Source organism: Candidatus Cyrtobacter comes, from assembly GCF_034470605.1.
Lineage (GTDB): Bacteria > Pseudomonadota > Alphaproteobacteria > Rickettsiales > Midichloriaceae > Cyrtobacter > Cyrtobacter comes.
In genome coordinates, this window is the sequence record NZ_JARGYT010000021.1 from 1 (window position 1) to 17,855 (window position 17,855).

The following is a 17,855-nucleotide window of genomic DNA, read 5'->3' on the forward strand; positions in this document are numbered from 1 at the left end:
AATGGACTCAGGCAAAGCAAATCCGCCGCTCCACACATTGCTCTAGCTTTTTAACTCTTATTTTATATGACGTTTTATATTGAGTTAGCTATATAGTTAGTATTGCGCCAGTTATGAGGTCTGAAAATTTTCAAATTCATGTAGCTTCTTAATGGGTCTTGAATAATTTTGATCTATACTATCTAAACATCTTCGTTCATGCCCAATAATAAAAACGCTTTATCTGGCTTCATGTTCTCTATACAATTTGTTATATGTTGTCTTTGTATTTTTTGAATACCAACGAAATATAAAAACTCAGCAAGAGAATTTATATTAAAGTGTTTTAAAATCAGATGAATATTTTCCTTAGAGTATGCTTTGTTTTTTTCTTTTAAGTATTTTATAAGCAGTATTCTGCCTATATTTGATCTGCAATTGTGCTTTAACTGTTTTAAGAACTTCCTAATTGCATTTCGTGCTTTAGAGGTGACAGTTAATTTTTCCCATGATTTATTTACTAATAACGAAAAATCAGGAACTATTTCAACTTGATCTCCGCTTTGAAGCCTTGATGTGATTTTAACAGACTTTCCATTAATTAAAGCTTTAGAGCAATGTAAACCGAGATCAGAATGTATCGCAAACGCAAAATCTATAGCTGTAGCCCCTTTTGGTAGAGAGATTAAACTACCGTTTGGTGTGAAGCAAAATATTTTATCATTATACATCTCAAGCTTTGCGCTTTCTAAAAATTCCTTTGGGTTTTTAGTATCTTTCAGCATCTCTATTAGCTGATTTATCCATTTAAATTGTGAAATCTCATTAATAGAATCTAGGCTTTTATTTTGTTTATATGACCAGTGTGAGGCAACTCCAAACTCTGCAATATCATGCATTGCTTCTGTCCTAATTTGTACCTCAATTCTCTGAAAATTATCATCTATTATTACTGTATGTAAAGATCTATAACCGTTCTCCTTTGGAATGCTTATATAATCTTTAAAAGTGCCTGGTATAAATTTTTTATGCAAATGCAGCGCGCCAATTACTCTATAACAATCTTCTATTTTGGGGACTATAATTCTGAATGCCAGGATATCAGATAATTGCTCAAATGTTGTTTTCTTTTTTTGCATTTTTCCCCATATAGAGTAAATGCTTTTTAATCTTCCAGATATTTTTGCATCTATAGAGCATTTTTCCATTATAGATGACATATCTTTTTTAATCATATCCACAGAAGGGCTACCTTTCTTACTTAAGAGAAGTAGCCTATTTTTTATTGAGTCAAAAATATCCGGAAACAAGACTTGGAATGATAAATCTTGTAGTTCTTCTTTAAATTGCCTCATTCCCATTCTTTCGGCAAGAGTTGAATATATCTCTAGTGTTTCTTTAGCTATCCTCCTCCTTTTGCGCTCATCTTGAATATTATTTATTGTTCTCATGTTGTGGATTCTATCTGCCAGTTTCACTAAAAGCACCCTTATATCTTCTGACATAGCAAGTAGTAGTTTTCTTATATTTTCAGCTTGCTGCATTTGTATATGTGCGTATTTTATTTTTCCTAATTTACTGACGCCCTCTACTAATTTTGCTATCTTAAGCCCAAAATGTTTCTTTATATCATCGTATTCAACATAAGTATCTTCTATTGTATCATGCAATATTGCTGTAACTATTGAGACTGTTTCAAAGCCTTGTTGCGCTAATATTTCAGCAACTGCAAGTGGGTGAGTTATGTATTCTTCACCAGATTTTCTAAATTGCCCATAATGTGCGTTATATGCAAAATGTATAGCGCCCTCAACCGTAGATAGATCTGTTTCTGGGTGGGTTTTGCTTATTAATTGCATTAAGTTGCACTTAAGTTTAAATATGTTTTCTGGCATTTTTTGCCTTGATATTAGGTCAAACATAGTACGCGCCTTAAAATGCTTATTTATTAATTAAATTTATGCTAATGAGTTAATATGTGTAATACAAGTAATAATTACGTTATAAAAGACATAAAGTTGTATTTGTATATAGGGGTAAGCCAGGAAGAGAGGCTACAAATACAAGAAATAAGTATAGATCTTACTATTTTCAACCTTAGAAATACAATAGCTTGTATGACGGATGAAATAAAAGACACTTTTTGTTATAAGGAGCTTATAGAATCAATAATAAAGAGATTTAATGGATGGAAAGTTTCTCTTTTAGAAAGGTTTGGGCAATTAATATATGAACATATAAAAGGGTTCCTTAATGATAGCTTTAAAATTTCAATTACTGTGAAAAAAACACCAGCAATAGATGGATTTTCAGGCCAGATAGACTTTACAATTCAAGATCAATAGATTAGATAAGATCAAGATGATTAGATTTTTTTGTTTATGTCTGTACAAAGAGTTGGTTTTGGATTTGATCTTCATAAGATAGAGTGCTCAGAAACAGAGCAGGAGGTTTTTTTGTGTGGTGTACCATTTAAATCAAAGTATAAGGTAATAGCTCATTCAGATGGTGACATAGGCCTCCATGCAATCATAGAGGCCCTTTTAGGGGCGCTTGCGCTTGGAAATATAGGTGTCCTGTTTCCGAATACAGATCCAAAGTATAAAGGAATAAGTTCATCTTTATTGCTTAAGGAGGTGTTTCATAAAATAAAGGAAATTGGGGCGCAAATAGTAAACATTGATGTAACGCTTATATGCGAAAGGCCAAAGATCATGTCTCGCAGCTATGAGCTTAGACAAAATGTAGCTAATATATTGGAATTGGATGTTTCCAAAGTTAGTGTCAAGGCCACAACATCTGAAGGTGTGGGTATTATAGGAAGGCAAGAGGCAATATTAGCACAGGCAATTTGTATGGTTTTGATATAAATTACTATAACAAGATCATTTAACATAGTAGGTTTCTTGACTTTGTGTTTAGTTACCTATGCTAGTAATGTTGTAGGTATATTTTTCATCTCATCGCCATTTGTGGATTGATGTATCTGTATATGATTTTACATATGCTATGCGTAAGTTGTTAAAAAACAAAAAGATAAAAATACAACACTCTTTTTCCAGCCTGGTAGCCACGTGGTTTTATATAGGTGCGCTGCCTTTGGCTCAAGGTACGCTCGCTTCACTTTCTACATATCCAATATACCTTTTTTGTATAAGGAGCTCACTATCAGGAAAAGAGCTTTCACTGTCTTTTGCGCTTATAGCACTTGTGTTATTTGTGCTTGGGTTAAAGTGCGCAAGTAGATATATGCGTACACATATGGTTGGTGATCACTGTTCAATAGTAATTGATGAGGTGGTTGGGCAATTAATAGCATTTTCTGTAGCAAATGACTTTTTTTATAAACTTTCTATTAAGTTTTTTAGTTCCAACAAGATCGTAAATTATGAAACAGGAGCATTCTTGATTGGGTTTATTCTTTTTAGATACTTTGATATACGAAAGCCATTGATTATTAGATGGTTTGAGAGAAATTTAAAAGGTGCATTAGGTGTGATGGTTGATGATATTGCGGCGGGCCTTGCGGCTGGTGGATTTGCATACATTATATACCAAATTATGAATTTTAGTTTCAATGGTTTTTAACATAGATTAAGATCTACTTCTGGATGCGTTAAGTATATCCGCTTCTTTAATAGCGCCGATTCTGATTATTTTTAGAACTTTAGTTGTGCAATCAACTAAAGTTGAAGCCTCGCTTACATTATTGTGCTCATCAATTATTGCGTTTCCTATCTTAAGAAAAATTTCATCTCTTAATAGGAACTCTAAACTTTTTGGGTCTTGCGCATTGCTAATATTAGCACTTGTGGCAGTTAAAGGGTGCTTTATATTATATAATAACTTAAGCAAAAAATCATTTCTTGGGACCCTTAGTGCTATGGTTTCACTAAAGTATTTTTTTGGCATGGATGAATTCTCTCTTAGCTTGAGAATAATTGTCAGTGGCCCTGGCCAAAAAGCCTTCGCCAACTTAATAGCATGACTATTAAATATAGTTATATTTTCGGCGGATTTCTGATCTTTCACAAAAACAGGAAACGGCTTACCATTTTCTCTACATTTAATGGCCGCCAGCTTATCAAGGGAGGTAATATTTGTTGCGTCACATACAAGACCAAACAGTGTATCGGTCTGAGCGATAACTATGCCACCATCATCTATAATTTTTTGTGCAAAATTCAAGGAAGTATCAAGGTGCTGAGAAACTATCACCCAATGGGCACAAGAATAAAGAACCATACAAAGGCTCCCCGGGAAGGATTCGAACCTACGACCTAGCGGTTAACAGCCGCTTGCTCTGCCGCTGAGCTACCGAGGAACTCTGCTCACGCACTTATAACAGTATAAAATATAGCTGTCTACTTAAACAAAGAAAAAAACATAAAGAAAAATATTAAAATAATAGTTTGTTATATTATATTATTTTATTTTATATCTGTATTTAGGTAAGTGCTGGCAAGTTTTATTGCTTGGTTTTATTTAATTATTGTGTTACGACTGAGCCTGTAGCTTTGGGTATATGTGATTTTGTATTATCTCTTTTAAAGCTCGTTATTCTTAGATTTTTTGTGTTTGAAGATGATACGAAGGTATTTGAGCAATAAGTATGTCTTAATTTTTTGCTTTTTATTAATATCAGGCCTTGTATCAGTTCGTTTTGTAAAGAAATTTGGAAATGGTTTACAAAGAGACTCTTCTGCATCTAAAAATTATAATAGTAACTCTTATGATGACGATGTTAGTAAAGATAATGAGAGTTCTCTGCTATCTAAAGATGAAGAATTAAAACAAGAAAGCATCATACAGGGTTCAGATGATGCGCAAGATATTGTTGAGGATAGTAGCTCTTCACACGTTTCTGTTAAACTAAAAAAGGGAGATAGTATGCAATCTATACTAAGGGGTGCTGGGATAGATAGTAAGAATGCACACTTTATATCCACTTCTGTCAATAAAGTCTATCATCTTAATAGATTGGCGCCAGGTAAGCAGGTCTTCATTTCGTATTTAAAAAATATAGAAGATAATATAATACGAGAGATGAAAATAGAGTTTGATGATTCTAGTGTAGAGGTGAACTACCATAACAATCTATACAAAGCTAGGGTGTTGCCGTTACTATTGCAAGACCAGGTTGTGATAATGAGAGGAAAGGTTGAGAGTAGTTTATATAATACTGCAAGCAAGATACAGATGCATAAAAAGGCATTTTCTGCATTGTTAGAATTATTTTCTCATAGCTTGGATCTTCAGAGAGAGGTTTATCATGGAAGTGAATTAAATGTTGTTTATTCGGTATCGAAAGATTCGAATGGCAGGGTTCATAGCGTGAAGGATATTTTATACGCCCAACTCAAATCACAAAATAACAACATTGCGATATATAAGTATGATGCTCCTAATTCTGGGGGCCATAAGTATTTTCATGAAGATGGGCATAGCATCAAGAAGCCGTTTTTAAAAACCCCTATAAAGGGCGCTGTGATAAGTTCTGGATTTGGAAGAAGAATGCATCCTATACATAAATACTCTAGAATGCATAAGGGTCTGGATTATGCTGCAAGAATAAATACACCCATACTTGCTGCTGCTGATGGTGTTATAAGGGTCATGAATCGAAGTTGCTCTTATGGGAATTATATTAAGATAGTACATAATAACAGGTATGCCACTTTATATGCCCATATGAATAAGTTTGCGAGAGGCAAGGGCCCAGGTAGCAAGGTGAGGCAGGGTGAAATTATAGGGTTTGTTGGTAATACTGGGCATTCTACGAATCCGCACCTTCATTATGAAGTTCACTATAATGGCGTTCAGATTAATCCAGCAAAGGCAAACAAGGTTAAGGATGAGTTTATTCTTGCTAGTAAAAGTATGGAATCTTTTAAGAGTTATGTCTCCTCGGTGAAAAATGCTGTTAATGTGAAGCTAGCCGATCGTTCTTCGATAAGCTATGAGGATTTTACTAAAATGATTGGTAAGAGTTGAGCGGTTTTGTGGGGATAAATTAATCTTGTAAGGGTTGGCGCAATATCGTATAGTATTTTGATGTTGGTGAGATATATTGAATTACTTTATAATTGCAAAATATAAATGGTAGATTTGAAAATCTAAGAAGTATATTAAAAATCAAATTCTAGGTATAAGAGAGAAAGGGAAGTTTAAATAAGTCTATGGAAGAACCTTGGTAGTGATCAAGCTGTGTTATTGCTTTGAGTTATTATGAAATTGCGCAATAATTGCAGTATTTATAGCGTTGCTAAATAACACTGGGTAAGCTTTTATAAAGAAGTATAATCAATAAGCTTTCGGCTATAGTGATTTAGGCTGAATTAGCATAGGCGGTATTATCTATATACCTCAAAGTTATATATAAAGCGTTGCGTTTTTTATTTATTATAGCTAAGTAAGTATAAAACTTCATATTAAATAGGACTTAAGAGGCTAGAGTAATTATTGCGCTATTTTATACTGTCTTCGCTATATAATTGGTCCTCAAGAAGATAAGTGCTATCAAATACCCATCAACATAAAAAATTATTCAAGGGTAGCTATAAATCAACTGTTAACAAATGGTATATTTGATGTTTGGGATAATGCTGGGAAAGGCTATGTCTGATTTTTTATATCTTAAGCCCATAAGCTTTGGGAAAAGCGAAGAAGTTTTTCTTCTAATTTTATTAAATTTATTCATAAAAATGGACGAAAGAGATCTGGCTCCAGATATCCAACATGATATCTGAAATTTGTAAGAAGAGATATAGCCGTTTTATTTGAGATATCGTAATACTTCTTATATTACAGCTTGTTAATCTTATTATGCTAATTTAACTTTAATAGCTATATGATAATTTGGTAGTATTATTAGAAGGTTGATAAAAATATTATACCCTCTTTGATATTAATATTGCGGTTTTTGTAATAAATCTTGTGACCATTTTCATTCCGATCTGAGCGAGGCCTGTGGCGCTATAAGAATCTCCTATTTTTTTGTGCTCAAGCTCTTCAAGCCTGAACTTTTCTATTGTATCTGCAATTTCATTTTTATCTATAGATTTTAATATTTTTATCTGCTCCTGATAATGTTCGTCAATCACCTCTTCAACCGCAGATGTGCAGGCCATTGCGGTATTTTTGCCTAGAAATGCAGAAACAAACCCAATTCCAAATGCCCCTATATGCCAAATATTATGAAATATAGAAGGGCGCGCGCCATTTTTTATCATTAAATCCTCAAAGTAATTTAAATGGGTTAATTCTTGTTCCTTCATATGCTGTATTTTACTAATTACGTCATGATTCGATTTTCTACTTAACGCTTTCAATTGCCCCTCATATATCCTTTTTGCTCCATATTCTCCGGCATGGTTTACTCGGATCAAGGATTTAATATACTCTTTTTTTGATTTTATTAGAATATGCATAGGCCAAGATTAGTATAATTAATGCAAAGATAAATGAGCAAAATAATCCATTCCATATTGAAAGCGATAGGCCCAATATCTCTATGGCAGGTACGGAGCAGTTTCCGATTGGCGCATCTTTGACAATCATCATCAGCTCTTGAGCAGATGATGGATTTCCAATATAGCCGGTACAAAGTGATTGATATTTAAAAATTCCCTGTTCTACTCCAAAATGAAAAAAAGATAATAATATATTTATGAATAAGGCGGATAGTATTATAAACATAAAATAAAATCTTATGTTTTTAGTCACAAGTAGAAATGGGGATGATATCAACATAACAAAAAATGGTACACGTTCATACAAGCACAGTTTACACGGTGCAAGTTGCAGAAAATATTCTGCATAATATGCGGATACCAGCGCGGACACGGATGCAAAAAGGCATATGCGTGACACAATATGGTACGCCTTATCTATGTTAGATAAAAAAGAAAAATTATATAATAAATTACTCTTATTTTGCATCAGAATTCCTTGTTTCTCAGGGAGCTAAGGTAGCATAAAATTTTCACTGAGGAAAATGATATGTTGAATTTTTATATATTAAGGGGTATAAGCTCGATTATTCCTAGTAATCTTGGTATATATGAAAGGTATTAATATAGAAGAGATCAAGAAAATTATTCCACACAGATCGCCGTTTTTGATGATAGATAGAGTTAGTTCGATAACGCCTCAAGAGCGTATTTCTGCTATAAAATGCCTATCTTCAAATGAGCCCTATCTTGTTGGTCATTTTCCAAGTTTTGCTGTGATGCCTGGTGTCTTAATTATTGAGGCAATGGCACAGGCTGCTGCGGTTTTAGCGCTTTATGGTAATGCTAATCCAGAAGGTAAGATAGCTTATTTTATCTCTATAGATAATGCTAAGTTTCTAAAAAAAGTTGTACCTGGTGATGTTTTAAAAATAGATATACAAAAAGTAGGGGCAAAATTAGGTCTTTGGAAGTTTAAAGGAGAGGTTTTCGTAGAGCAAGATTTAGTATGTCGTGCTGAGTTTTCTGCAATGATGGCTTGATATTTTTTATGCAGAATATTTTAGAGCAGTATTATAATATAATCAGGTTATTTACTAATTGTCCTAATGAGTTACTAATATTCATCTATTATATAGTTGATAGGAGGATTGCTGTTCTTTCTATGCTTATAAGATGTTTGGTTATTCCTCCTGTTGGGATGCTAAAATCGTGGTGGATGGTCACAATAGATCCGTTGTTAAAAAATTCTAGATCAGATTTTTCATTCCCAAGTACTCATACAGTTTCAATCTCGATGCCATATTTTGGTCTTGCAATAGGCTTAAAAAGATGGGGGGCGGTTTTATATATGCTTTATCCGATTTTTATTATCAGTATTTGTGGCTCGTATGAATTTTTCCATTTCCATTCACATTATGATGTGCTTGCGGGCGCTGGCATATCGCTGATAGGTTATGTTTTAATACAGATCTCTCATCAATTGGTGAAAAAAGATAGGGTTCTTGGATACGTTGTAATAGTATTTACAATACTATTAAGTTATTCATTACTATTTTTGGTAGGAGATTGCAAGATATTGCAGAAATACCATATAATTATGTTTATAAGCATTGTGTTTATGACTTGCACATTGGGTGCCGCTGGTACTTTTGATAAAGATTTACCAAAAGGATTAATTGCTAGATTTCCTTCTCTTTTTATAGCACTTGCTTTATTTAAGCTTCTGAGCTTTACTCAGCTTTTGGGTATCAGTAGCTGGTCAATAGAGCTTTTAAAAGGTCTATTGCTCCCATTTGTTATATTTGTGTTACCAGATATGCTTGTATCAACTGTTTTTGGTAAATTGCGCTCTTCAAGTGGCTAAAATTAGCGGTGATGTCTTTGAATAATAAATCCCAGAGCGTTCTACTCATTATTGGGGCATCTTTTTTGAATGTTATTAATAACAATCTACAAAAATATCTAATCTCCAGTAATGTCAGTGGGGTCTTAATGTTCTTTTATATAAGCGCATTTGGCATGCTTGTGATGCTCCCTGTTGTTTTTTTCAAAAAAAATGAAATAAAAATGCTGTTTTATAATAAAAAGATAGCATTATTAAATTTTTTGAGAGGTGGGGTTGGGTTATTAGGGTTTTTATTTTGGATATCTGCACTGGATAAAGTATCGATATCACAATGTGTTGCGATAAGTTTTACCACACCATTATTCATTACTCTTTTAGCATCTATCTTTCTAAAAGAAAAGGTATCAAGGATGCACTGGGTACTATTGTTTATTGGCTTTATTGGTACTTTAACAATCTTAAGGCCAACAAAAAATTTAAATCTTTATTCTTTTTATCCTCTTTTTGCTTCATTTTTATGGGCTTGTAGTGCGTTGATACTTAAAATAATGTCTACAAATTACAGCATATCATCCGCTGTATTTCTTCCAAAATTTATAAAATTCCTTATTGCCCTTGTTGTGTTGATTCTATTTAAAGATACAGAACATTATGTATTACAAGAATCTAATCTTATCTTGGGCCTGGTTGTCATATCACTAATTAATTTGGCTGTAGTTATTATGATGGCTATTGCATATAGAAGTGTGGCTATAAGTGTTGTTATACCGTTTGATTTCACTAGGTTAATATTTTCCGCAATTATGGATTATATACTTTATGCAGAATTAATTGGGTATATGACTGCTATTGGGGCTTGTTTGATAATAATTTCATCTACCTGCATATACAAAAGGGGCTGATAATGCGGTGATTTTAGAAAAGTAACGAAACTTACATCGGTTTTTATGGCACTTTGGCTTGCCACAAAGGCAAAAAGCCATGCGCGCAAAAACACCCATGGCTTTATCTTTAATTAAATTAGCTTAAAACGCCATACCAGCTGTAATTCCAACATAGTGTGCGCCAGTTAGCTTATAATTTCCACCACCTGATACATCGCCCTTTCCTATCTCAGTATCATTTATCTTATCTGCAGCTGCATTAAGCGCGGCTTTAAATTCTGCCAAATTATATTCATAGCATAAGCCGACCATAAAACCACTATCAAGATGGAACATGAAATCAGCGCCAGCTCTCATACCAAGTGCAGATTCAAAGCTTCTTGATGCATTTGCTGGTAAAGTTGCATTACGGGTAACGGATTGCTTAGGGTCTTCTTTAGCTAGAGCAGAGTCAGCTGCCCATTGATATGACATATCAGCAGCGTTTAAAATTCTTGTCCAATTAAGTGTTGGGCCAACTTTAAATGCAACTGAGAAAGAATCTGTTAAGTGTGTGCAGAATCTTGCATTCAGGCCTATTGTAGCCATGCTGAATTTTACTTCACTAGTACCCTCTTTTGCGCCGCCTACATAAGTATTTGCAGGTTTAGCTGCCATTTCATGCATATAACCAAAATTCAAGCCAATACCCATATTTGGCATCATAAGGTATGTGGCTTCTATACCACCTGCAACGCCATAAGGAAATTTGCTTACGCTATCTTCAAACGGTACTTCTATTTTAGAAAGTTTATCTTTGGAAGTTGCGTTTTGTGTCATTCCATCTAAATAAGCGCCAAATTTATATGTGCTACCAACACCAAGTGAGCCAGTTACTAATAAGCCCATTTTATCTTCATCGTTAGTATTTGTCATAGCAAAGGCAGATGCGCCTGAGCAGAGTAGGGCCGCAACGCCTACAGAAATTATTTTTTTACTCATTGTAAAATATAAATAAAGTTTAGTACATAGATGATTATTAGCAAAGTTACAATGTGATCACAAGGGTAAAATACTAAAGAAGTTGAAGTTTTTAGATTCTTGTTGCTTTAAAGCAACTCTTAATGTTTGTTATCTATCTATATATACTTGTATTCCATGAATGTTTTTATGTGTAAATCTTGGGTAATTTGCCGTAGTTAAGATTGTATGTTTAAACTTTCAATTTAGTTGCGGCCATTGATATATGCTTTTTTCTTTCATATAACGAGCTGGTATAGATGTTTTGTCAATTTCGTAGATGAAAGAGCTTTTATCCTGGGGTATTAGAGAGTTAATTTCTGCTCTAAAAATAAGAAAAATTTCTGCCATTGAGCTTGCTAAGGCATATATAGAGCGCGCCCAGGAATGTAGAGATCTAAATATGTATGTATATGAAACTTTTGATCTTGCGTTGAAGCAAGCAAAAGAATCTGATGAGCGCTATGCAAGATCTCGCGAATTTTCGTTAGATGGGATACCTATTGCTGTTAAAGATATATTCTGTACAGAAGGTATCAGAACTACTGCATGCTCAAAAATGCTGGAAAATTTTATCCCGCCATATGAATCTACGGTAACAGATAGGCTATTTAAGCATGGGGCCGTTATGATTGGAAAGGCTAATATGGATGAATTTGCAATGGGCTCATCTAATTGTCATAGCTATTTTGGGGCGGCGTTGAACCCTTGGAAAAGGAATGATAATCCAAATTTAAAAATGGTTCCTGGAGGCTCATCAGGTGGCTCTGCTGCAGCTGTTGCGGCAAGAGCATGCGTTGCTTCTCTTGGAACTGATACCGGTGGCTCTGTTAGGCAACCTGCATCATTTTGTGGAATAGTTGGGGCGAAGCCTACATACGGTAGATGCTCAAGGTATGGCATTATATCATTTGCTAGTTCGTTAGATCAGGCCGGTGTATTTGCACGCTCTGTTGAGGATTGCGCAATACTTTTTGAAAAAATTTGTGGTGTAGATGAGAAAGATCCAACTACATCACCGGAGCCAGTGCCGAATTTTGTATCATCTGTCAAAAATTCAATATCCGGTATGAAAATAGGCATTCCTAAAGAATACATAATTGATGGGATTAGTGATGAGATACTTTCTTTATGGAATAAAGGTAAGGAATATCTAAAAGATGCTGGGGCTCAGATTGTAGATATATCTTTGCCGCACACCAAATATTCATTGGCGGTATATTATGTAATTGCCCCTGCGGAGGCATATTCTAATTTCTCCAGGTATGATGGTGTAAGGTATGGCTATAGACCAAAAGAGGCTAAAAATTTTGAAGAGTTAGTTTCAGAATCAAGGGGGGGCGGCTTTGGTATTGAGGTCAAAAGAAGGATGTTGCTTGGTAATTATATACTCTCTTCGTCAGAATATGATTCTTCATTTGTTAAGGCTCAGAAGGTAAGGAGGTTAATACAGAATGATTTCCTGAATGCATTTGAGCAAGTTGATGCTATACTTGTTCCAACAGCGCCTTCGGTTGCATTTGATACAGAGAATCAGCCGACTGATCCGGTACTTATGTATTTGAACGATATATTTACTGTAGTAGCAAATTTAGCGGGCCTTCCCGGTATTTCTGTGCCTACAGTATTGGGAGATGGTGGTTTACCACTTGGTTTGCAAATAATAAGCAAACCTTTTGATGAGGCTTCCATGTTTAAAATTGCTCATAAAATAGAAACTGCTGCGCAATTTCCATTCCTATAGTAAGATGGACCCTATGGTCCAATATTACTATAAACTATTATGTTTAGAACGGAAAGTGATACAATGGGGGTGGTTAATGTACCCTCAGATAAATACTGGGGGGCGCAAACTCAGCGCTCTTTAGAAAATTTCAAAATAGGAAATGAAAAGATGCCGTTGCCCCTTATCAAGGCGATAGCAACAATAAAAAAGGTATCTGCTATTGTGAACAGCGAAATTGCTGGTTTGGATAAAAATATTGCGAGCTATATAATTAAGGCTGCAAACGAGGTAATAGAAGGTAAATTAGATGAGCATTTCCCGCTATCAGTATGGCAAACGGGCTCTGGTACTCAAACCAATATGAATGTGAATGAAGTTATCTCTAATAGGGCAATAGAGATGATGGGCGGTAAGCCTGGTAGCAAATCACCAGTACATCCAAATGATCATGTAAATATGGGGCAGTCTTCTAATGATACGTTCCCAACTGCCATGCATATTGCCTCCGTAATACATATACGGGAGAAGCTGATTCCATCATTGATGGAAATGAGAGAGTGCTTTGACGCTAAAGTTAAGGAATTCGATCATATCATAAAAATAGGAAGGACGCATATGCAGGATGCTACGCCAATCACATTGGGACAGGAATTTTCTTCATACGCATATCAAATGAAATATTCTATAGAGAGGATAGAGGCGTGTATGGGGAGGTTGCTAATGATTGCACAGGGCGGCACGGCTGTTGGTACTGGAATAAATACAAAGAAGGGTTTTGCGGAAAAATTTTCACAGGCCTTATCAAATGAGCTTGGCTATAGTTTTACCAGTGCAGAGAATAAGTTTGAGGCGCTTGCAGCTAGTGATGCAATAGTAGAATTAAGTGGTGCATTAAATACCGTTGCATGCAGTGTAATGAAGATAGCAAATGATATTAGGATACTTTCCTCCGGCCCTAGATGCGGAATTGCAGAAATATCGTTGCCAGCAAACGAGCCTGGGTCTTCCATAATGCCTGGGAAGATAAATCCAACACAGTGTGAAGCCATTACTATGGTATGTGCTAAGATTATGGGTAACCACACCTCTATAAGCATAGGCGGTTCAAGTGGTCACTTGCAGTTGAATGTTTTTAGACCATTAATGATATATTCATTGTTGCAATCCATAGAATTATTATCTGATTCCCTTAACAGTTTTAGATCTCATTGTATTGCTGGTATAAAAGCTAATTTTAAAAATATAGATAAGTTTTTACATAACTCATTGATGTTAGTTACGCCTATAGCAAAACGTTTTGGGTATGATGTGGCTGCTAAGCTTGCCAAGTATGCTTATGATAACGATATCAGTCTAGAGGAGGCCTCTATTAAAAGTAGAGTGCTATCGAAAGAGGAGTTTCAATCCATGGTTGACCCCGCGCATATGATATTACCAGAGGCTTAAAATATATCGTAATATTACTTGATAATTGCGAGTAATCGTATTATTAAGGTTTAATATATTTATACGTGCATTTATTGCCATTATATGTAATTGTTTATTTCTTGTAGCTGTGATATTCACACAAAAATGTGTTTGTAGGCCCTTTTATACAACTTTTTGTTTATAGTTTTTATGCAGCTTCACTTGGGTATTTACTTAATATATTGAATTAGTTAGTCTAGTATTATGGCCGATGTAGTTAAACCTGTTATACTCTTGGTTGAGGACGATAAAGCTGTCTCAACTGTACTTTCTTATAATTTGAGAAAAAATGGTTATGCTGTGCATATTATAGAAAGTGGTGAAGAGGCTATGAACAAAATTCTTCAGTGTCACCCTGATCTTGTTATACTTGATTGGGTGCTTGGCGGTAAGAGTGGTATAGATGTGTGTAGAGAGATGCGCGCATTGAAGAGCACAAAGAATATACCTGTAATAATGCTAACTGCAAAGAATCATGATATGGATAAGGTTGCTGGATTTGATGCTGGAGCTGATGATTACATTTCGAAGCCATTTTCTCCACTTGAATTGATCTCAAGGATTAAGTCTGTCTTTAGAAGGATAAGACCTGCATTCTCCGAGAGTATTTTACGTTTTTATGATGTAGAAATGCGGCTTGAGAGTTGTGCCGTAGTTAGAAATAGCAAAGAGATAAAGCTTGCGCCAATAGAATTTCAAATTTTACAAATAATGATGGAGAGACCTGGCACTGTTCTTAATAGAAACGAGTTGATACAAAAGGTATGGGAGGGTAGGACAGAAGTGAATTATAGAACTGTAGATGTTCATATAACAAGGCTTAGAAAAGCGCTTTTAACAGCAAGCAATGATGATTTTGATATAATAAGGACTGTACGTCTTGCTGGGTATAAATTGCAGATGCCAAAAAATGTAAAACAAAGTGAGTCACAAGGTGGTTAATTAATGTTTTTTATGTTATTATGCCACATTCATAATAAGTGGAACTTTTACTGCTATTCTAAATGTGAGGATAGAGATTTCTGATACCCCAGATTTGAGTCCTAAAATTTGCGTTTTTGGCGTCGGTGGTGCTGGTGGTAATGCGGTTAATAATATGCTTATTAACGGTATTCCTGGTGTTGAGTTTTTTGTGCTAAACACTGATGCTCAGGCACTATTTAAATCGCCGTGTGAAAATAAATTGCAAATTGGCGCTACGTTGACGCGTGGTCTTGGTGCTGGCTCAAACCCCAAGGTTGGCAGGGAGGCTGCAGAAGAATCAAGGAATGAAATAAAGGCCTTGCTTGAGGGGTGTAATATGTTGTTTATTACTGCTGGTATGGGTGGTGGCACTGGTACGGGGGCCTCTCCTGTAATAGCGGAGATAGCAAAAGCCATGGATATTTTAACAATTGCAGTTGTTGCAAAGCCATTCTCTTTTGAGGGGCTTCAAATAATGAAAACTGCTGAAGCTGGTCTAATAGAACTAGAGAAGCATGTTAATACATTGATAATAATACCTAATCAAAACCTTTTTAGGGTCTCGAATGAAAAAACAACATTAACTGAAGCCTTTAAGATGGTAGATAATGTCTTGCTCTGTGGTGTCAAAAGTATTACTGATCTTATAGTTACACCAGGTTTGATTAATTTAGATTTTGCAGACATATACGCAATTATGCAAAAAAAGGGTAGGGCCATGATGGGTGTTGGAATTGCAGATGGGGAGAATCGAGCAAAAGATGCAGCAATGGCAGCTATATCAAATCCATTATTGGATATACCTTCTATAAAAGGTGCGAAGGGTATATTGGTAAATATTACTGGCGGAATGGATATGACCTTATTTGAGGTAGATGAAGCTGCGACTCGAGTTAAAGAAGAGGTTAGTAAAGAAGCGGATATAATATTTGGTTCTGCTTTTGATCCTTCATTTGAGGGCAAGATATCCGTCTCTGTTGTAGCAACTGGAATTGGTGGGCTCGAAGAAAAGGATGAGGAAAGTGATGAAGAAAGTGATGATAGTATTGTTTCTGCCGCAAGTACTCATAAAAATGAGATACGAAGAGCCTTAAAAAATGATACCCCACATATCTCTGAAAGATTTTTAAATATAGAGGAAAAATTCAAGACTTCTATTGTACTACCAGAGCCAATAGTGCCGACCGATGAGGAGGTTGGTGATACATTGATTGAAGATAAGGTTGAGAAGCTTGACCAGCAAAAAATAAAAAAGAAAAATAAACCGATGGGCGAACTATTCGATATTCCGGCATTTTTCAGGAAAAAAAACCTATTTTAAGTATATGATATTGGAGCCCATTTATCTTTAGAAAGATTTTTATATCTGGTCACATATCGAATTTAGCACATATCAAATTTAGCTAATTTGCAGTAAAAGAGCATTAATTTTAGAGTATTTTCATTTATAGTGAATTAAGCTGAAGTATAGTAATTTAGGTTGAATTAGGTGTTTTAAAAAAAGCAAGAAATAGCATCGAATAGTTCATTAAAAATTACTATATTATATTCAAGCCACATTTTCATATTAGCCCAGAATTTTTCTATTGGATTCAAATCAGGAGAATATGGCGGTAAGAAAATTACTCTACATTTAACTGATTCTATAAGCTCTTTTGTCTTCTGAGACTTATGAAATGAAGTATAGCTGTCAAAAGAGGTTGAGACAGTTTTTAGCACATAAGCTAGGGTGTCTGTACAAATTTTCTTCTATATTTTCTAACTAAATGCTTAATCTTAAACCAATAATGCTCAATTGGGTTTAAATCTGGTGAGTTAAAAACAATACTTCGCATCCAACTACTGACTTAATCTCCTCTATTACATCTGCATTCTTATGAAACTTTATGTCATCCATAACAACAACTTGACCTCTCTTTAATTCCTTAACTAAGAATTCTTTAACATAGATCATAAATACATCAGAATTGCAGTAAACAATCATTGGAGCAAACCGCTGTTTAATGCTGCAATCATTGATATATTCTCTCTTTATGTCTGAATTCATCATAACATCTACTCCCAACTCTACTAAAATACATAATTGATTATCTTCTATTCATCTATAATATATACCACTGTCCATCTTGCTAATTTCTTTTATAAACCTATCTCTTACCAGCATCTCTCTTCGTATAACCATAATCTATTCTTTTATATTGTGCGTCTGCATACCTTCTGTGGCCATAAAAATGAGAGCTCTTCACTGCTTTTATCGTTATTTTGCTCTATAAATTCCCTAAATTTAATCTTGTATTGTCATTGGTTTTATCTGATATCCTTTTTTAGACCTATAATTCCCAGTATTTTCATATCTGTTTTCCATCTATATCTGGTTGCTCTGCTTATTTTATATAATCTACATATATCTTCTTTACAGGCTTTTAAACTTTCAATTACCTCTTCTCTAAGAGAATACGCTCTTCCCATTCGAAAATATTATAACTAACCAATGATATTATCATCTTATTATATCAACCTCTTTTGCCTAGGCTATA

General features: G+C 34.7%; 18 protein-coding genes, 1 tRNA gene and 1 pseudogene. 11 read left to right on the forward strand and 9 right to left on the reverse strand.

The features are described 5' to 3' along the window. Positions 1-182: 182 nt before the first annotated feature. A complete protein-coding gene (locus Cyrtocomes_RS02285) occupies positions 183-1,901 on the reverse strand; it encodes a RelA/SpoT family protein (RefSeq protein ID WP_322497596.1) in 1,719 nt (572 codons plus the stop codon). 54 nt (positions 1,902-1,955) lie between these two features. Between Cyrtocomes_RS02285 and Cyrtocomes_RS02290 the strand changes: the two genes are divergently transcribed. The 3 genes from Cyrtocomes_RS02290 (at position 1,956) to Cyrtocomes_RS02300 (ending at position 3,567) form a co-directional block, all read left to right on the forward strand. Next, entirely contained in the window at positions 1,956-2,324 is a 369-nt protein-coding gene (locus Cyrtocomes_RS02290) for a dihydroneopterin aldolase (RefSeq protein WP_322497597.1), read from the forward strand. Between the two features lie 36 nt (positions 2,325-2,360). Beyond that, positions 2,361-2,849: a 2-C-methyl-D-erythritol 2,4-cyclodiphosphate synthase gene (gene ispF, locus Cyrtocomes_RS02295; protein ID WP_322497598.1), complete on the forward strand. Its 489-nt coding sequence runs from the start codon at positions 2,361-2,363 to the stop codon at positions 2,847-2,849. Positions 2,850-2,949: 100 nt separating this feature from the next. Next, positions 2,950-3,567 carry a phosphatidylglycerophosphatase A family protein gene (locus Cyrtocomes_RS02300; protein ID WP_322497599.1) on the forward strand — a complete coding sequence of 206 codons (618 nt, stop codon included), beginning with the start codon at positions 2,950-2,952 and terminating at the stop codon, positions 3,565-3,567. 6 nt (positions 3,568-3,573) lie between these two features. On the opposite strand, the gene Cyrtocomes_RS02305 is transcribed toward Cyrtocomes_RS02300, so the two are convergent. Next, entirely contained in the window at positions 3,574-4,167 is a 594-nt protein-coding gene (locus tag Cyrtocomes_RS02305; protein WP_322497600.1) for an L-threonylcarbamoyladenylate synthase, read from the reverse strand. A gap of 64 nt (positions 4,168-4,231) precedes the next feature. Continuing rightward, positions 4,232-4,303: transfer RNA gene (locus tag Cyrtocomes_RS02310), tRNA-Asn, on the reverse strand. 275 nt (positions 4,304-4,578) lie between these two features. Here Cyrtocomes_RS02310 and Cyrtocomes_RS02315 point away from each other — a divergent pair. Next, complete coding sequence (locus Cyrtocomes_RS02315; protein ID WP_322497601.1) at positions 4,579-5,973, forward strand: M23 family metallopeptidase; 1,395 nt, start codon at positions 4,579-4,581, stop codon at positions 5,971-5,973. A gap of 896 nt (positions 5,974-6,869) precedes the next feature. Here Cyrtocomes_RS02315 and Cyrtocomes_RS02320 read toward each other — a convergent pair. Further along, positions 6,870-7,367 (reverse strand): demethoxyubiquinone hydroxylase family protein, encoded by a 498-nt coding sequence (locus Cyrtocomes_RS02320; protein ID WP_322497602.1) that lies wholly within the window; start codon positions 7,365-7,367, stop codon positions 6,870-6,872. Between the two features lie 4 nt (positions 7,368-7,371). Further along, on the reverse strand, positions 7,372-7,920 hold the full coding sequence (locus tag Cyrtocomes_RS02325) for a disulfide bond formation protein B (protein WP_322497603.1): 549 nt from the start codon (positions 7,918-7,920) through the stop codon (positions 7,372-7,374). Between the two features lie 121 nt (positions 7,921-8,041). Between Cyrtocomes_RS02325 and fabZ the strand changes: the two genes are divergently transcribed. Genes fabZ through Cyrtocomes_RS02340 form a run of 3 tightly spaced genes read left to right on the forward strand, consistent with a single transcriptional unit; the run spans position 8,042 to position 10,181 of the window. Beyond that, positions 8,042-8,473 carry a 3-hydroxyacyl-ACP dehydratase FabZ gene (fabZ, locus tag Cyrtocomes_RS02330; RefSeq protein ID WP_322497604.1) on the forward strand — a complete coding sequence of 144 codons (432 nt, stop codon included), beginning with the start codon at positions 8,042-8,044 and terminating at the stop codon, positions 8,471-8,473. 8 nt (positions 8,474-8,481) lie between these two features. Continuing rightward, positions 8,482-9,297: a hypothetical protein gene (locus tag Cyrtocomes_RS02335; protein ID WP_322497605.1), complete on the forward strand. Its 816-nt coding sequence runs from the start codon at positions 8,482-8,484 to the stop codon at positions 9,295-9,297. An 11-nt stretch (positions 9,298-9,308) separates the two neighbouring features. Beyond that, positions 9,309-10,181 carry a DMT family transporter gene (locus Cyrtocomes_RS02340; RefSeq protein ID WP_322497606.1) on the forward strand — a complete coding sequence of 291 codons (873 nt, stop codon included), beginning with the start codon at positions 9,309-9,311 and terminating at the stop codon, positions 10,179-10,181. Between the two features lie 123 nt (positions 10,182-10,304). Here Cyrtocomes_RS02340 and Cyrtocomes_RS02345 read toward each other — a convergent pair whose 3' ends face one another. Beyond that, entirely contained in the window at positions 10,305-11,144 is an 840-nt protein-coding gene (locus Cyrtocomes_RS02345; protein ID WP_322497607.1) for a hypothetical protein, read from the reverse strand. A gap of 298 nt (positions 11,145-11,442) precedes the next feature. Here Cyrtocomes_RS02345 and gatA point away from each other — a divergent pair, with 298 nt between their 5' ends. From gatA to ftsZ, 4 genes are all read left to right on the forward strand, one after another. Then, positions 11,443-12,906 (forward strand): Asp-tRNA(Asn)/Glu-tRNA(Gln) amidotransferase subunit GatA, encoded by a 1,464-nt coding sequence (gene gatA, locus Cyrtocomes_RS02350; RefSeq protein ID WP_322497608.1) that lies wholly within the window; start codon positions 11,443-11,445, stop codon positions 12,904-12,906. 39 nt (positions 12,907-12,945) lie between these two features. Then, positions 12,946-14,334 (forward strand): class II fumarate hydratase, encoded by a 1,389-nt coding sequence (gene fumC, locus Cyrtocomes_RS02355; protein ID WP_322497609.1) that lies wholly within the window; start codon positions 12,946-12,948, stop codon positions 14,332-14,334. 225 nt (positions 14,335-14,559) lie between these two features. Continuing rightward, on the forward strand, positions 14,560-15,297 hold the full coding sequence (locus tag Cyrtocomes_RS02360) for a response regulator (protein ID WP_322497610.1): 738 nt from the start codon (positions 14,560-14,562) through the stop codon (positions 15,295-15,297). Between the two features lie 55 nt (positions 15,298-15,352). Beyond that, positions 15,353-16,639 (forward strand): cell division protein FtsZ, encoded by a 1,287-nt coding sequence (gene ftsZ, locus Cyrtocomes_RS02365; RefSeq protein ID WP_322497613.1) that lies wholly within the window; start codon positions 15,353-15,355, stop codon positions 16,637-16,639. Between the two features lie 173 nt (positions 16,640-16,812). On the opposite strand, the gene Cyrtocomes_RS02370 is transcribed toward ftsZ, so the two are convergent. From Cyrtocomes_RS02370 to Cyrtocomes_RS02380, 3 genes and pseudogenes are all read right to left on the reverse strand, one after another. Continuing rightward, positions 16,813-17,037 (reverse strand): transposase, encoded by a 225-nt coding sequence (locus Cyrtocomes_RS02370; protein WP_410519694.1) that lies wholly within the window; start codon positions 17,035-17,037, stop codon positions 16,813-16,815. A 5-nt stretch (positions 17,038-17,042) separates the two neighbouring features. After that, positions 17,043-17,230: pseudogene (locus tag Cyrtocomes_RS06200) on the reverse strand (transposase); the annotation flags it as partial. Positions 17,231-17,625: 395 nt separating this feature from the next. Continuing rightward, positions 17,626-17,787, reverse strand: a complete 162-nt coding sequence (locus tag Cyrtocomes_RS02380) for a hypothetical protein (RefSeq protein ID WP_322497612.1) — start codon at positions 17,785-17,787, stop codon at positions 17,626-17,628. Between the last annotated feature and the right edge of the window lie 68 nt (positions 17,788-17,855).

What these genes read in the sequence shown, in the direction of transcription:
- Cyrtocomes_RS02360 (WP_322497610.1), top strand. Translation starts at nt 14,560, where the DNA reads ATGGCCGATGTAGTTAAACCTGTTATACTCTTGGTTGAGGACGATAAA.
- fabZ (WP_322497604.1), top strand. Translation starts at nt 8,042, where the DNA reads ATGAAAGGTATTAATATAGAAGAGATCAAGAAAATTATTCCACACAGA.
- ispF (WP_322497598.1), top strand. Translation starts at nt 2,361, where the DNA reads ATGTCTGTACAAAGAGTTGGTTTTGGATTTGATCTTCATAAGATAGAG.
- Cyrtocomes_RS02290 (WP_322497597.1), top strand. Translation starts at nt 1,956, where the DNA reads ATGTGTAATACAAGTAATAATTACGTTATAAAAGACATAAAGTTGTAT.
- Cyrtocomes_RS02285 (WP_322497596.1), bottom strand. Translation starts at nt 1,901, where the DNA reads ATGTTTGACCTAATATCAAGGCAAAAAATGCCAGAAAACATATTTAAA.
- Cyrtocomes_RS02335 (WP_322497605.1), top strand. Translation starts at nt 8,482, where the DNA reads ATGCAGAATATTTTAGAGCAGTATTATAATATAATCAGGTTATTTACT.
- Cyrtocomes_RS02380 (WP_322497612.1), bottom strand. Translation starts at nt 17,787, where the DNA reads ATGGGAAGAGCGTATTCTCTTAGAGAAGAGGTAATTGAAAGTTTAAAA.
- fumC (WP_322497609.1), top strand. Translation starts at nt 12,946, where the DNA reads ATGTTTAGAACGGAAAGTGATACAATGGGGGTGGTTAATGTACCCTCA.
- Cyrtocomes_RS02325 (WP_322497603.1), bottom strand. Translation starts at nt 7,920, where the DNA reads ATGCAAAATAAGAGTAATTTATTATATAATTTTTCTTTTTTATCTAAC.
- Cyrtocomes_RS02345 (WP_322497607.1), bottom strand. Translation starts at nt 11,144, where the DNA reads ATGAGTAAAAAAATAATTTCTGTAGGCGTTGCGGCCCTACTCTGCTCA.
- gatA (WP_322497608.1), top strand. Translation starts at nt 11,443, where the DNA reads ATGAAAGAGCTTTTATCCTGGGGTATTAGAGAGTTAATTTCTGCTCTA.
- Cyrtocomes_RS02340 (WP_322497606.1), top strand. Translation starts at nt 9,309, where the DNA reads ATGTCTTTGAATAATAAATCCCAGAGCGTTCTACTCATTATTGGGGCA.